This is a genomic window from Bradyrhizobium sp. STM 3562 (assembly GCF_045571435.1).
In the GTDB taxonomy this organism is placed as follows: domain Bacteria; phylum Pseudomonadota; class Alphaproteobacteria; order Rhizobiales; family Xanthobacteraceae; genus Bradyrhizobium.
Window position 1 is genome coordinate 6527562 of sequence record NZ_CP120694.1, and the last position, 14280, is coordinate 6541841.

Consider the following 14280-nt stretch of genomic DNA (forward strand, 5'->3'; position numbering starts at 1 on the left):
AAACTCAACGCTCGAGGAAACGCAACAACGAGAATTGCAAATGTCCGATGCAACGTCCCACGCCGAAGCTTCTTCTCATGGACAAGGCTGGCGGCCGGCAACCTGTTATCCCGACCCGGCCATCCATGCGCTCGACCCCCGGTTCGAAAAATACTGGCTGAAATTGTCGGCTGTCGAACGGCTGACCACCGGCCTGCGCTGGGCCGAGGGCCCGGTCTGGTTCGGCGACGGCCGCTATCTGTTGTGCAGCGACATTCCCAACCAGCGCATCATCAAGTGGGAAGAGGAGACCGGCGCGGTCAGCATCTTCCGCAAGCCCTCCAATTTCGCCAACGGCAATACCCGCGACCGCCAGGGGCGGCTGATCACCTGCGAGCATGGCGGCCGCCGCGTCGTGCGCACCGAATATGACGGTTCCATCACCGTGCTGATGGATGCTTTTGACGGCAAGCGGCTGAACTCGCCCAATGACGTCGTGGTCAAGTCCGACGGCTCGATCTGGTTCACCGACCCCATCTTCGGCCTGCTCGGCAATTACGAGGGCTACAAGGCGGAGCAGGAGATCGATGCCAATGTCTACCGCATCGATGGTGATACCGGCAAAGCCGCGATCGTCGCGGAAGGCGTGCTCGGGCCCAACGGGCTCTGCTTCTCGCCTGACGAAAGAGTCCTCTACGTCGTGGAATCCCGCGGCGTGCCGAACCGCAAGATTCTGGCCTACGACGTCTCGCCTTCCGGCGACAGGCTCAGCAACAAGCGCGTGCTGATCGATGCCGGTCCCGGCACGCCCGACGGCATGCGCTGCGATGTCGACGGCAATCTCTGGTGCGGCTGGGGCATGGGCACGGCGGAGCTCGATGGCGTCATGGTGTTCGCGCCCGACGGCGCGCCGATCGGCCGCATCGCCCTGCCCGAACGCTGCGCCAATGTCTGCTTCGGCGGCTTGAAGCGCAACCGCCTGTTCATGGCGGCGAGCCAGTCGATCTACGCGCTCTATGTGAACACGCAAGGTGCGCTGGGGGGATGACCAACCATAGCCGTCGTCCCGGCCAAGCGAAGCGCGAGCCGGGAGACCCATACCACGGAGGCTCTCGATAAGCTCCACTGGCCGACGTTCCTCGCAGGAACGCCGGCCTGTGGTTATGGGTCCGAGCTTTCGCCAGGACGACAGTCTCTATTTGGCTGCCGCTTACGCCGCGTTGTAACCCGCAACCGCCTTCGCCTCGAGATATTCCTCGAGACCATACTTGCCCCATTCACGGCCGTTGCCGGACTGTTTGTAGCCGCCGAACGGCGCGGTGCGGTCGTTGGGCGAGCCCTGCAGGTTGACGTTGCCGGCGCGGATCTGCCGGGCCACCTTGCGCGCATGCTCGACCGTGCCGGCGGAGACGTAGCCGGCAAGCCCGTACGGCGTGTCGTTGGCAATGCGCACTGCGTCGGCTTCGTCCTTGGCGCCGATGATGGTGAGCACCGGCCCAAAGATCTCCTCGCGCGCAATCGTCATCTCGTTGGTGACATCGGCGAAGATGGTCGGGCGCACGTAGAAGCCCTTGTTGACGCCTTCGGGCAGGCCCGGGCCGCCGGCGACCAGGGTTGCGCCCTCGTCAATGCCCTTCTTGATCAAGGCCTGGATCTTGTCCCACTGCGTGCGGTTCACCACCGGACCGATGGTGGTGCCCTCGCCGCGCGGATCGCCGGCCTTGGTCTTGTCCGCCACCGCCTTCGCGATCGCGGCCACTTCCTTCATCTTCGACAGCGGCACGATCATGCGCGAGGGCGCGTTGCAGGACTGTCCGGAATTGTTGAACATGTGCGCCACACCGCCGGTCACGGCCTTGGCGAGGTCCGCATCCTCCAGGATGATGTTCGGCGACTTGCCGCCGAGTTCCTGGCTGACGCGCTTCACAGTCGGTGCCGCGCGCTTGGCGACATCGATGCCTGCCCGCGTCGAGCCGGTGAACGAGATCATGTCGATGTCAGGGTGTTCGCTCATGGCGGCGCCGACCTCGGGGCCGAGGCCGTTGACCAGGTTGAACACGCCCTTCGGCACGCCGGCCTCATGCAGGATCTCGGCGAAGATCAGCGCGCAGGTCGGCGTGAACTCGGACGGCTTCAAGATCATGGTGCAGCCCGCGGCGAGCGCGGGGGCGACCTTGCAGGCGATCTGGTTCATCGGCCAGTTCCAGGGAGTGATCATGCCGACCACGCCGACCGGCTCGCGCAGCACCACGGCGGTGCCGACCGGCTCCTCGAAGTGATAGTTCTTCAGGACCTCGAGGGTGGAGGCGAAATGGCCGAGCCCAGCGCCGGCCTGCAGCCGCTCCGCCATCGGCAGCGGCGCGCCCATCTCGTCGGAAATGGCGGCGCCGATCTCTTTGGCACGGCCCTTGTAAATTTCGATGATCTTCGAGAGCAGCGCGACGCGCTCTTCCTTGCTGGTCTGCGAATAAGTCTCGAACGCGCGTTTTGCCGCGGCTACCGCCTTGTCGACGTCGGCCTTCGAGCCGAGCGCGACCTCATACATCGCCTCTTCGGTGGCCGGGTTGACGACGGGCGTGGACTTCTTGACGGCGGGATCCACCCAGGCGCCATCGATATAGAACTGGAGACGGTTGACCATCGAAAACCTCGTGATTTCAGTGCGAACGGATGGGAAGCTAAAGCGTTCGGCAACTATCCTTGCACGAAAGCCAGGCCAGTTGAACCCGCCATATGCGGACGCCTGCGATGCCGCAGGTGCTGGATATAAGAGCGGGAACGCGATGGTGGCAAGATGACTTGGCTCCCTTTCACCTTACGCTGGAAGTTCGATTGGCTAACCATGAGCACAACAGGGTTGCAAGAAGACCTGCAATGCCGGATAGCCACGAGCGTAAGACGAGCACGCACAACAGATAGCCAGAGAGAGATGCGTATCCCAGCCGCCAGCGATCGTGTCTGAGAAGGTAATCGACTCCTGCGGTCGGGAGCGCAAGCATCATCCCCACGGGATAAGCGAACCACAACACCTTCGTTAGGTCCACGGAAGCCTGAAATACCGTACCAAGCCAGCCAGCATGGCGCGGGTCACTATACAACAACAAGAAAGTCCATCCCCCAATCAAGGGTCCCAGCATAAGAAAGATCAGGAATCGCCTCATCTTGGAGAATGCCTTTGAGCAGCTCTCAGACGGCCATTTTGCGGTGCATCACGGGCGCCCCGGCGGTGAGGCTTTCGGCCGCATCGATGATGGCATTCGCATCGATGCCATAGGCCCGGTAGAGCTCATCGATCGAGCCGGTCTGGCCGAAATGCTCGACCCCGAGCGCCTCGACCCTGTGGCCACGGACGCTGCCGAGCCAGCCGAGCGCGGCCGGATGGCCATCGATCACGGTGACGATGCCGCAATCGCGCGGCAGCGGCGCGAGCAGCTTTTCGACATGGCTCAGATGCTGCACGCCGCGGCGGTCACGTCGCAAATTCCGTGCGGCGGTCCACCCCGAATGCAGACGGTCGACCGAGGTGATCGCGAGCAGCCCGATGTCGCGGCGGCTCTCGCCGATGAAGCCGGTCGCCTCGATCGCTTCAGGCGCGACCGCGCCGGTGTAGGCGACCACGACCTCGGCATTAGGGCCGGGCTTGCGCAACCAATAGGCGCCTTCGGTGATGGCCTCCCGCAGTTCGGGACCCAAGAGCCGCTGCGGCTGTTCGATCGTGCGCGTCGACAGCCGCAAGTAGACCGAACCGCCCTCGCCACCTTCACGCTGCATGTGCTTAAAGCCCCAGGCCATGATCGCGGCGAGCTCATCGACAAAGGCAGGCTCGAACGACGCGAGCCCGTCCTGCGCCATGCCGATCAAGGGCGTTGCGATCGACTGATGCGCACCGCCTTCAGGGGCGAGCGTGATGCCCGACGGCGTCGCCGCCAGCATGAAGCGCGCATCCTGGTAACAGGCATAGTTTAGCGCATCGAGGCCGCGCTCGATGAAGGGATCATAGAGCGTGCCGACCGGCAGCAGCCGCTCGCCATTGATGTGGTGCGAGAGCCCGAGCGCCGACAACAGGATGAACAGGTTCATCTCGGCAATGCCGAGCTCGATGTGCTGGCCCTTTGGCGAGGCGTCCCAATTATAGGTCGATGGGATTTTCTCGCTGCGGAAGGTGTCGGCCTTCTCCGCGCGCGCGAACAGGCCACGACGGTTGACCCAGGCACCGAGATTGGTCGACACGGTTACGTCGGGTGAGGCGGTCACGATGCGCGCGGCGAGCGCGCTGTCATCGCGCGCGATCTCGTTGAGCACGAGGCCAAAGCCTTGCTGCGTCGACATCTGTGCCGCAGGCTTGAACGCAAGCTCGCGCGGCACCTCGACCGTAGGCGCGCTGAGGCGGCGCTGGCTGTCGCGATTGAATGGCACATCTTGCAGGAATGCCTCAAGCACGGCCGGCTCCTGCGCCAGGCCCTCGAACCTGTCCCACTCGTGGCCGGGCCGGATGTTCTGGCTGCTGCGCCATTTCTCCATCTGCGCCACCGTCATCAGGCCTGCGTGATTATCCTTGTGACCCTGGAACGGCAGGCCGACGCCCTTGATGGTGTAGGCGATGAAGCAGACCGGGCGATCGTGGTCGATCGCCTCGAACGCCTCGATCATGCTCGCCATGTCGTGGCCGCCGAGATTGGACATCAGCGCGAGCAGTTCATCATCGCTGCGGCGATCGATCAGCGCCGACACGACGCCCTGATCACCGATCTCATCTTGAAGATGCTTGCGGAAGGCGGCACCGCCCTGGAAGCACAAAGCCGAATAGAGCGCGTTCGGGCAATTGTCGATCCAGCGCTTGAGCGCCTCGCCGCCGGGCTCGGCAAAGGCCCGCCGCATCAGGTTGCCGTATTTAACGATCACCACGTCCCAGCCGAAATTGCGGAACATGGTCTCGAACTTTTCCCACAAGCCCTCGCGCACCACGGCGTCCAGGCTCTGGCGGTTGTAGTCGACCACCCACCAGGTGTTGCGCAGGCCGTGCTTCCAGCCCTCGAGCAGCGCCTCGAAGATGTTGCCTTCGTCCATCTCGGCGTCGCCGACCAGCGCGATCATACGCCCCTCGCGGCGATCCTTCATCCAGCCATGCGCCTTGACGTAATCCTGCACCAGCGAGGCGAACAGCGTCTGTGCGACCCCGAGCCCCACCGAGCCGGTGGAGAAATCGACATCGTCGGTGTCCTTGGTGCGCGAGGGATAGGACTGCGCGCCCTTGAAGCCGCGAAAATTCTCCAGCTTGTCGCGGGTCTGGCGTCCGAACAGATATTGAATGGCGTGAAAGATCGGGCTCGCATGCGGCTTCACCGCGACACGGTCCTCCGGCCGCAGCACCGAGAAATAGAGCGCCGACATGATCGTGGCGAGCGAGGCGGACGAGGCCTGATGCCCGCCGACCTTTAAGCCGTCCTTGTTGGGGCGGATATGATTGGCGTGATGAATGGTCCAGGACGACAGCCACAGCACCTTGCGGGCCAGTGCCGACAACATTTCCAGACGTGCGGGTTCGATGGCCATGGCGTCGCCTCCGGGACTCAAGTGATGGCGCCATGTTAGTCCTGGAACGGGCAGGAAAATTCTCAATTTTTCGCGCATAGGCCGATCTAATTAGTATAAATTCCCAACCTGCCCTCCATTTAATCGAGTTCATCCCAATGTCCGCCCTCGACGCCATCGACCGAAAAATCCTCTCGCTTCTGCAAACCGACGGCCGCATGACCATGCAGGAGCTGGCCGACAAGGTCGGGCTTTCCGTCTCGCCCTGTCACCGCCGAGTGAAGCTCTTGGAAGAGCGCGGCGTGATCACGCGCTACATTGCAACCGTCGACCAAAAATCGGTTGGCCTCCATGTCAGCGTCTTCATCTCCATCAAGCTTGCGCGTCAGAAGGAGGAGGATCTCTTGCGCTTCGAACGAGCGATCTCGAAATGGGACGAAATCCTCGAATGCTACCTGATGACCGGCAACCGCGACTACCTGCTCCGCGTGGTCGCCGCCGACCTGTCCTCGTATGAAGCATTCCTGAAGAACAAGCTGACCCGCCTCGACGGCATCGCCTCGATCGAGTCCAGCTTCGCGCTGAGCCAAGTGAAATACTCCATCGCGCTGCCGGTGTGATGCTTGTTGTCGCGCGCTCGCCTCACACTCAGTCGTCATACCCCGCGAAAGCGGGGTATCCAGTAAGCCGTGCTCTCTCGATTCAGTCACTGACGTCTCTGGAATACTTCATCGCCCGCCTTCGCGGGCGATGACGGCGGAGGTTATGGGCCCGCTCTCATCGGATACACCGTCCCGTTCTCGCGGCGCGATTGGCGCCCGAGTTTTGCTCTCTATCACCCTCCAAAAATACAGAGGGCGCAGGGAAGGCCGGGTGGCCGCTGCACCCGGGGCCCTCGCGCCAGAAAAGATGCGCAAAGGGCGCGTGACCACAGGTACAGGCGGAGACACACCGGCCTTCCCTGCGCAGTGGTTTACGGCTTACTTCGGGCTCTCCCCGGTGAACCAGCTTGATTGCCACCGTCGCCGGCGCGAGCATTGAGCATCGTCGCCAACTTGGCGCCTGCATGGGCGCGCCAGGACCACACGACTTCGCCGTCCGCGATCAGTGCTGCTCGTCCATCAGCACCATCACGGCCACCGCACCCTGCCCCACGTTTCGTGACGATCGGCCGTAACGCCCCTCTTGCCGGGACAGGATGCGCGGGACGATGGCGGTGATTTGCCCGACGGCGCAAGGCGACGGCATGCGACAGATTAACGCGACGGGCAAAATCACTCCTCTTGATCGGGACGCCCCTGGCCGCCAGATAAAGACCCGTCATGCCGGGCTCGACCCGGGCATCCACGCCTTTCCTTTCGCGCCTGCCAAGGAGTGGATGGCCTGGCCTTCGCCCCGCCGTAGCCCGGCCACGACGCTGTGGTGCAGCCCCGCAGAACTCCGCTAGAGACGCGCGGGTCAGAGAAGCTTCCGCTCCGCCAAACTCCTCATCAACGCCCCGACGCCGAACGTCCACGGCTCGCATTCGTCGCTGGGCCGCATGCGGTTGACGAGCTTGCCGAGCTGCGGCGCGGCGATGGTGACGATGTCGTCGCGCTTGTGCGTAAAGCCCTGCCCCGGCGCATCGCGGTCCTTTACAGGCGCGAACATGGTGCCGAGGAACAGCGCAAAGCCGTCCGGGTATTGATGCACGGGCCCGATGGTCTGCGCCACGAGATCGGTGGGATCGCGGCTGATCTTGGCTATTGAGGAATGACCGTCGAGCACAAACCCGTCCTGCCCGGTCACGGTCAGTCCCACGTCCATCTTGCGCACATCGTCGAGCGAGAAGGTCGCGTCGAACAGGCGCAACAAGGGGCCGACGGCGCACGAGGCGTTGTTGTCCTTGGCCTTGGACAGAAGCAGCGCCGAGCGGCCCTCGAAGTCGCGCAGATTGACGTCATTGCCGAGCGTCGCACCGACGATCTGGCCGCGGCTCGACACCGCGAGCACGACCTCCGGTTCCGGATTGTTCCAGGTCGATTTCGGATGCAGCCCGGCATCCATGCCGGTGCCGACCGAGGACAGGACCGGCGCCTTGGTGAAGACCTCCGCATCGGGACCGATGCCGACCTCCAGATACTGGCTCCAGGCATTGTGCTCGATCAGCGCCTGCTTCAGCCGCATCGCCTCGGCCGATCCCGGCTTAAGCTTTGAAAGGTCGTCGCCGACCAGCCGCACGACTTCCTGGCGAATGGCCTCGGCGGAGGCCGGGTTGCCGCGCGCCCGCTCCTCGATCACGCGCTCCAGCATCGAGATGGCGAAGGTCACGCCGGCGGCTTTCAAGACCTGTAGGTCGACGGGCGCAAGCAGCCAGGGTTTCTGCGGGTCGCGGCGGTCGGGCGGCGTATTGGCCAGCAGCTCATCGAGCTGCCCGATGCGCTCGCCCTTAAAGCCGCGCAGCGCCCGCGCCGGATCTTCATCATCGCACAGCGCGCTCACGGTCGGAAATCGCGCAGTGACGTCGAACACGCCGTCATCGCGAACCGCCACCACGGCCGGACCGCCGACCCGCGGCAACCAAACGCGCCCCACGAGTGTACCGCGGGTGCCGTCCTCAGGCAGGACGTCTTTTTGTGTGAGTGTTATCATGGACCGATCTCCTCCAATGTTCTTGTTATAGCGGATCGGATACGTTGAACCAACGTGTCGCGCGAACGCGCGCCCGATGACAGGCTCCGTGAAACCCACGTGGGACCATCGTGATGGTTTACGCGTTTGGCGCCGGCTCGGCCGCGGTCAGCAGGACTTGCGAGCGCCGCACGCGCTCGCGATGGGCGGTGTAGAGGCCGCTGGCGACAATGCAGGCCGCGCCGATCACGGTCCAGATATCGGGCACCTCCCCGAAGACAAGAAAACCGAGAAAGCTGACCCACACGAGTTGGGTGTAGGAAAACGGCGCCAGCACTGACGCATTGGCATAGCGAAAGGCCAGCACGACGATCCATTGGCCGGCTGTCGAGGCGAGGCCAATGATGATGCCGAACAGAATGTCGTGCCAGCTTGGCGTAACCCAGACGAACGGGACCAGCGCGGTGAGGATGGCGAGCCCCGAAAGCGCCGAATAGGTCATGGTGGTGATGGCATGCTCGCGGCCGCTCATCATGCGCGTCATGACCAGCGTCAGCGCCCAGCACAGCGCCGAGACGATCGGAAAGAACGCCGCCACGTTGAAGGCGCTTGTCCCCGGCCGCAGAACGATTAGCACGCCGATCAGGCCGAATGCGGTCGCGAGCCAGCGGCGCAGGCCGACACGCTCGGACAGGAAAATGATCGACAGCGCCGTGACGAAGAGCGGCGACACGAAGCTGGTGGCGGAGGCCACCGCCATCGGCAGATAGCGCAGGCCCGAGATGAAGAGCAGCGACGAGCCGAGCAGAGCTGCGCCTCGCAGCAATTGCAGATCAAGCCGCTCGGTCTTGAGCGCATAAAGCGGCGTGCCCGGCAGCATCGCCGGTACCATGATCAGCACGAAGACGACAAAGCGGATCCAGGTGATCTCGACCGAGGGCAAAGTGGCCGACAGATATTTTGACGTGACGTCGGAGGTGCCGAGAAAAACCGTCGACAGCAGGATCAGCGCGATGCCCTTGAAGGGATGGTCCGCACGCGCCGGCGCGCGAGCCCGCGCGGCGGTTCCCTGTTTGGGCAAGGTCTTTTCCGGCAAGGCAATGGATGCACTGTCGCGCCTTGCGGCAACGGCGGGCGGCGGCGTCACGGCGAAACTCGGCGAGGGAACAAACGAATCGAGAAGGTCTGACAAAACGCCAATTGGCGCGCATCGACAACACCTGAAAACAGGACGCCGATATGCGCCAGCCGTTGAAAGGTTTCGTTAAGAAACGTGTGTTGCGCATGCGCGAGGAATGACCGAGCCCATCACAACATCGGCAGGCTGCGCGGTTTCGGCCCAAGCGGAAAGGCGCGATCCAGCGCCGCAATCTCGCTTTCGCTCAAGGCGAGATCGACGGCGGCGGCATTGTCCGCCGCATGCTCCGCGCTTGAGGCCTTCGGGATCGCAAACACCGTAGGTTTACGGGTGAGGAACGCGAGCGCGACCTGGCGCGGCGTTGCGCCGTGCGCCTGTGCAATCTGTCGCAGCACCTCGCCGCCCTTGCTCCCTGGCGTCGGAAAATCATCGTGGCCGAATGGGGAATAGGCGACGACGGCCACCTGATGCTTTTCGCACCAGGGCACCACTGCATGCTCGATCGCACGTTCTTTCAAGTGATAGAGCACCTGGTTGCAGGCGATCTTGCCTTCACCCGCGACACCAAGCATCTCGTCGAGATCGCCTTCATCGAAATTGCTGACGCCCCAGCTTCGGATCTTTCCGGCGCGCACGAGTTCCTCGAACGCTGCGACCGTCTCGGCAAGCGGGTAAGAGCCGCGCCAGTGCAGGAGATAGCAATCGAGATAATCTGTTCTCAGACGCTTGAGTGAGCGCTCGCAGGCGGTGATGGTGCCCTTGCGCGAGGCGTTGCTCGGCAGCACTTTCGAGACCAGAAACAATCCGTCCCGCTGGCCGGCGATGGCTTCCGCAATCACCAGCTCCGCATCGCCATACATTTCGGCGGTGTCGATATGGGTCATGCCGAGCTCGACGCCGCGGCGGAGCGCGGCCACCGCCGCCTTGCGGTCGCCGCTATCGATGTACCAGGTGCCTTGTCCGATGACGGACACGCTGGAGCGAGTGCTGCCGAAGACATGGGATCTCATGGTGACGTCGAGCTCCGTTCAGCTCTCCCGTTGGGAGAGCTCGGATCGCATCGCGTGATGCGATCCGGGTGAGTGGTTAAAGTCCATCGTGCAGATACGGCCCCTCACCCGGCGCTGCGCGCCGACCTCCCCCCGTCGGGGAGAGGTGGACCGAACCCGCGGTCGACCAATTTCGGCACGAGCCATGCGCTAACGCGCCTCTCTCAATTCAGTTCATTGAGGTCCGCGACCAGCACCGTACCGCTCGCGGATTCGGTGATGTAGAGGCGGTCGCGGTTCGGCCCGCCGATCGCGACATTGGTGCAGCTATGGCCGGCGCAGGATTTGATGCGCGCAACCATCTCGCCATTCGCCGCGAACACGAAGACATGGCCGAGCGAGGCATGCGCCACGAACAGGCGGCCCGCTTTGTCCATGGTTATGCCGTCGGGCCCACTGGTGCCGAACATCGAGCAGAAGCGGCCGACCTTGGAGACGCTGCCGTCCTTCATGAAGGGCAGCCGCCACACCGCGTTGTCGCGCGTCATCGCCACGAACAGCACCGTTTCGCTCGGATCGAGCACCAGCCCGTTCGGGCTGATGCCGGTGTTGAGCAGGCAATCGAGCCGGCCGCTGGCTGCGAGGCGATAGACGCGCCCGCTCGGATCGTGCAAGCCGGTCTGGCCCTGATCGGTGAAATAGATGTCGCCATTGGAAGCGATGTGCAGATCGTTGCAGCCGCGGAATGATTCCGAATTGCGCGAGCGCAACAACGGCAGCATGCGCCCGGCTTTCGCATCGAGCTGCATCAGCCCGTGCCGGTAGTCGGCAACGAGAATACGGCCGCCCGCGTCGATCTTCAGCCCGTTCGGCCAGCCGTCATATTCGGCCACCAGCGTCCATGCGCCGCCCGGCGAAATTCTGAAGACACGGCCGAAGGGAATGTCGACGATGTAGAGGTTGCCTGCCGCGTCGAATGACGGGCCCTCGATGAAGCAATCCGTGGCAAGGCCGGGACGATTGGCATCGGCCCATTCGGTCGCTTCCTTGCGGCGAAATTCCTGCGGCATCGCCGAGAACACGCGCGTCTCGATCAGCCGCGGCGGCGTTTCCAGATAGAGCATTTTTGTTGGGTCACCTGCATTTCGAGCAGGCGCACCATAGAGCAGTTCGTTCAGCGCGTCGATTAGCGAACTTCCGCAGCCCATGCACCGTCATTCCAGGGCGCCTCGAGGAGCCGAACCCGGAATCTAGAGGTGCGGCGCGAGATTCCGGGTTCAGTCGCGTCGCGACTGCCCCGGAATGACGGGACAAATCAACCAGCCGCGCTGGCGAGGCGGGCCTTTTCCGAACCTGCCCCCGCCTGCGCAATCAGGCGCTTCAGTTCGGGGACGCAGGAGCCGCAATTGGTGCCAGCTTTCAGCTTTGTGCCGATCTCCGCCGCGGTGGCTGCACCGCCTGCGATCGTATCGCAGATAGTGGCGCGGCCGACGCCGAAGCAGGCACAGACGATCGGGCCCGTGCTGGCAAGCCCCTCGCTGGAATGCCCCGAGAGCAGCATGGCGCGCGCGGCGTCACTGAGCGCAGCTTGCGCGAACATGGTCTTGACCACATCCCAATCGCCGGCGTCATGCGCAGGACCGACGAACAGGCAGGTATCGATCCGCTCGCCGGCAAAGCATGCCGCACGGTAAACGCCGCCTCCAAAATCCCTGTAGTCGGCAAGATCATCGCCGGCGATGTCGCGCAGCCAGGCCGGCCAGCGGGTCAGATCGCCATTGTCGGCGAACAGATAGCCATACCCGCCGGTCACCGCCGCGCGCGCCCACCAGACATTGTCCGGCAGCGTGATCTCCTTGCGCGACAGCACAAAGCCGCGGAAGACATATTCGTAGGGAGCAATCGAAACCGGCGTCGATTTCGATTCCGGCTGACCCGAATAAGGATCGGTGAAGGGCGCGACCAGCGCGCCGACCCGCGCCCCCGAGGTCGTCGCCGCGCTCCAATGGATCGGCGCAAACAGCATGCCGCGCTGCTGCCGCTCGCTGACGACAACTTTCAAGATGCACTGACCGTAGTCGGTGGTCACACGTGCAAAACTGTCATCGATGATGCCGAACCTGCTGGCGTCATCAGGATGAATCTCAACGAACGGCTCCGCCAGGTGCGACCCCAAGCGCGGGCTCAGACCGCTGCGGGTCATGGTGTGCCACTGGTCGCGAATGCGCCCGGTGTTGAGCCGCAATGGCCGGCCGGCACTGGTTTCGGTGCGCAGCGCCGGCACTTCCGGCGCGACGAATCGCGCCTTGTGGTCGGTCGCATAAAACCGGCCGTCCGCGAAAAACCGACGCCGCGGCTCGAGTTCGCCCCAGCGCAGCGGCCAGTGCATGGGCGACATCGTATCGAACGCTTCGTCCGAGATCTCCTTCAGGCCGCCGATGTCGAAATCGCGGCTGCCATCGTTCTCGAAGGCGGAGAGCGCCGCATGCTCGCGGAAAATCTCGGCGGCCGATTTGAAGTCGAAAGCCGCGGCGAAGCCGAGGCGCTTGGCGACCTCGCACATGATCCACCAGTCGGGCCTCGCCTCGCCGGGCGCGGGCAGGAAGGCGCGCTGGCGCGAGATGCGCCGCTCGGAATTGGTGACCGTGCCCGATTTCTCGCCCCAGGCCAGCGCCGGCAGCAGGACCTGCACGCCGGCCGTGACGGTGTCATTCTCGCGAACGTTTTCCGAGACGATGAAAAGCTCGAGCTTCTTCAGGGCCTCGCGCACGACATCGGCGTCGGGCAGCGAGACTGCCGGGTTGGTGCCCATCACCCACAGCGCCTTGATCTCGCCGCGCGCGATCGCCTCGAACATCTGCACCGCCTTCAGCCCCTCATGGGTGGCGATGCGCGGCGCCTGCCAGAACCGCCGCACGCGATCGATGTCCGGCGGCGTAAAACCCATGTGGGCGGCGAGCTGATTGGCGAGACCACCGACCTCGCGCCCGCCCATCGCATTGGGCTGGCCGGTCAGCGAGAACGGCGAGGCGCCGATCTTGCCGATCCGCCCCGTCGCGAGATGGCAATTGAGGATGGCGTTGACCTTGTCGGTGCCCTGCGCCGATTGGTTCACCCCTTGCGAATAGAGCGTGACCACGCGCTCGGTCTTCGCGAACATCTGGAAGAATGCCGCGACATCACCTTCCGGCAAGCCCGTCGCGAGCGCGGTCGCCGCAACGCCGCCGGCGATGGCGCGCGCGCGCACCAAGGCCTCGTCAAAGCCCACCGTGTGAGATTCGATGTAGCTCTTGTCGAGCGCGCCGTTGTCGGCGAGATGCACGAACAGCCCGCAGAACAGCGCGGTGTCGGTGCCGGGCCTCACCCCTAAGAACAGGTCGGCCTCGCTTGCGCTGTCGGTGCGGCGCGGATCGATCACCACCATCCGCGCGCCGCGCTTCTGCTTGTTCGCGAGCATGCGCTGATGGAGGATCGGGTGGCACCAGGCGGCGTTGGAGCCGACCAGCACCAGAAGATCGGCCTGGTCGAGGTCTTCATAGCAGCCGGGCACGGTGTCGGCGCCGAAGGCGCGGCGGTGGCCGGCGACGGACGATGCCATGCACAGGCGCGAATTGGTGTCGACATTGGCCGAGCCGATGAATCCCTTCATCAGCTTGTTGGCGACGTAATAGTCCTCGGTCAGGAGCTGACCCGAGAGATAGAAGGCGACGGCATCGGCGCCGTCGCGGGCGATGATGTGCTTGAGCCGATGGGCGACATGATCGAGCGCATCGGGCCAGGCGACGCGCTCGAGCGAGCCCTTGCAGCGGATCATCGGATGGAGCAAGCGGCTCTCCAGCCCGATCGTCTCGCCGAGCGCTGAGCCCTTGGAGCAGAGCCGGCCGAAATTGGCGGGATGCTCGCCATCGCCCGCGATGGTCGCGCCGCCCTTGCCGTCGGGCGTCGCCAGCACGCCGCAGCCGACGCCGCAATAGGGACAGGTGGTGCGCGTGGCGGATAACGTTGGATCGGTCGATGTCATCGCAGTCGGGG

General features: G+C 64.0%; 9 protein-coding genes. 2 read left to right on the plus strand and 7 right to left on the minus strand.

Features of this window, described 5'->3' with window-relative positions:
- Nucleotides 1-40 precede the first annotated feature (40 nt).
- Nucleotides 41-1027, plus strand: coding sequence for an SMP-30/gluconolactonase/LRE family protein (locus P6U23_RS30075; protein WP_407176010.1), 987 nt, complete (start codon nt 41-43; stop codon nt 1025-1027).
- A 162-nt stretch (nt 1028-1189) separates the two neighbouring features.
- Here P6U23_RS30075 and P6U23_RS30080 read toward each other — a convergent pair whose 3' ends face one another.
- Both P6U23_RS30080 and P6U23_RS30085 read right to left on the minus strand, forming a co-directional pair.
- Nucleotides 1190-2620: an aldehyde dehydrogenase family protein gene (locus P6U23_RS30080; RefSeq protein ID WP_407176011.1), complete on the minus strand. Its 1431-nt coding sequence runs from the start codon at nt 2618-2620 to the stop codon at nt 1190-1192.
- A gap of 545 nt (nt 2621-3165) precedes the next feature.
- On the minus strand, nt 3166-5532 hold the full coding sequence (locus P6U23_RS30085; protein WP_407176012.1) for a transketolase: 2367 nt from the start codon (nt 5530-5532) through the stop codon (nt 3166-3168).
- A 137-nt stretch (nt 5533-5669) separates the two neighbouring features.
- Between P6U23_RS30085 and P6U23_RS30090 the strand changes: the two genes are divergently transcribed.
- Entirely contained in the window at nt 5670-6131 is a 462-nt protein-coding gene (locus tag P6U23_RS30090; protein WP_407176013.1) for an Lrp/AsnC family transcriptional regulator, read from the plus strand.
- An 838-nt stretch (nt 6132-6969) separates the two neighbouring features.
- On the opposite strand, the gene P6U23_RS30095 is transcribed toward P6U23_RS30090, so the two are convergent.
- The 5 genes from P6U23_RS30095 to P6U23_RS30115 all read right to left on the minus strand — a co-directional run bounded on the left by P6U23_RS30095 (nt 6970) and on the right by P6U23_RS30115 (nt 14269).
- The gene (locus P6U23_RS30095; protein ID WP_407176014.1) at nt 6970-8142 is read right to left on the minus strand and encodes a fumarylacetoacetate hydrolase family protein; all 1173 of its coding nucleotides are present in this window, start codon (nt 8140-8142) and stop codon (nt 6970-6972) included.
- 118 nt (nt 8143-8260) lie between these two features.
- A complete protein-coding gene (locus tag P6U23_RS30100; RefSeq protein WP_407181632.1) occupies nt 8261-9217 on the minus strand; it encodes a DMT family transporter in 957 nt (318 codons plus the stop codon).
- A 212-nt stretch (nt 9218-9429) separates the two neighbouring features.
- Nucleotides 9430-10269, minus strand: coding sequence for an aldo/keto reductase (locus tag P6U23_RS30105; protein WP_407176015.1), 840 nt, complete (start codon nt 10267-10269; stop codon nt 9430-9432).
- Nucleotides 10270-10472: 203 nt separating this feature from the next.
- Complete coding sequence (locus tag P6U23_RS30110) at nt 10473-11372, minus strand: SMP-30/gluconolactonase/LRE family protein (RefSeq protein WP_407181634.1); 900 nt, start codon at nt 11370-11372, stop codon at nt 10473-10475.
- 191 nt (nt 11373-11563) lie between these two features.
- A complete protein-coding gene (locus P6U23_RS30115) occupies nt 11564-14269 on the minus strand; it encodes a molybdopterin-dependent oxidoreductase (protein WP_407176016.1) in 2706 nt (901 codons plus the stop codon).
- Nucleotides 14270-14280: the final 11 nt, after the last annotated feature.

What these genes read in the sequence shown, in the direction of transcription:
- P6U23_RS30075 (WP_407176010.1), top strand. Translation starts at nt 41, where the DNA reads ATGTCCGATGCAACGTCCCACGCCGAAGCTTCTTCTCATGGACAAGGC.
- P6U23_RS30080 (WP_407176011.1), bottom strand. Translation starts at nt 2,620, where the DNA reads ATGGTCAACCGTCTCCAGTTCTATATCGATGGCGCCTGGGTGGATCCC.
- P6U23_RS30085 (WP_407176012.1), bottom strand. Translation starts at nt 5,532, where the DNA reads ATGGCCATCGAACCCGCACGTCTGGAAATGTTGTCGGCACTGGCCCGC.
- P6U23_RS30090 (WP_407176013.1), top strand. Translation starts at nt 5,670, where the DNA reads ATGTCCGCCCTCGACGCCATCGACCGAAAAATCCTCTCGCTTCTGCAA.
- P6U23_RS30095 (WP_407176014.1), bottom strand. Translation starts at nt 8,142, where the DNA reads ATGATAACACTCACACAAAAAGACGTCCTGCCTGAGGACGGCACCCGC.
- P6U23_RS30105 (WP_407176015.1), bottom strand. Translation starts at nt 10,269, where the DNA reads ATGAGATCCCATGTCTTCGGCAGCACTCGCTCCAGCGTGTCCGTCATC.
- P6U23_RS30110 (WP_407181634.1), bottom strand. Translation starts at nt 11,372, where the DNA reads ATGCTCTATCTGGAAACGCCGCCGCGGCTGATCGAGACGCGCGTGTTC.
- P6U23_RS30115 (WP_407176016.1), bottom strand. Translation starts at nt 14,269, where the DNA reads ATGACATCGACCGATCCAACGTTATCCGCCACGCGCACCACCTGTCCC.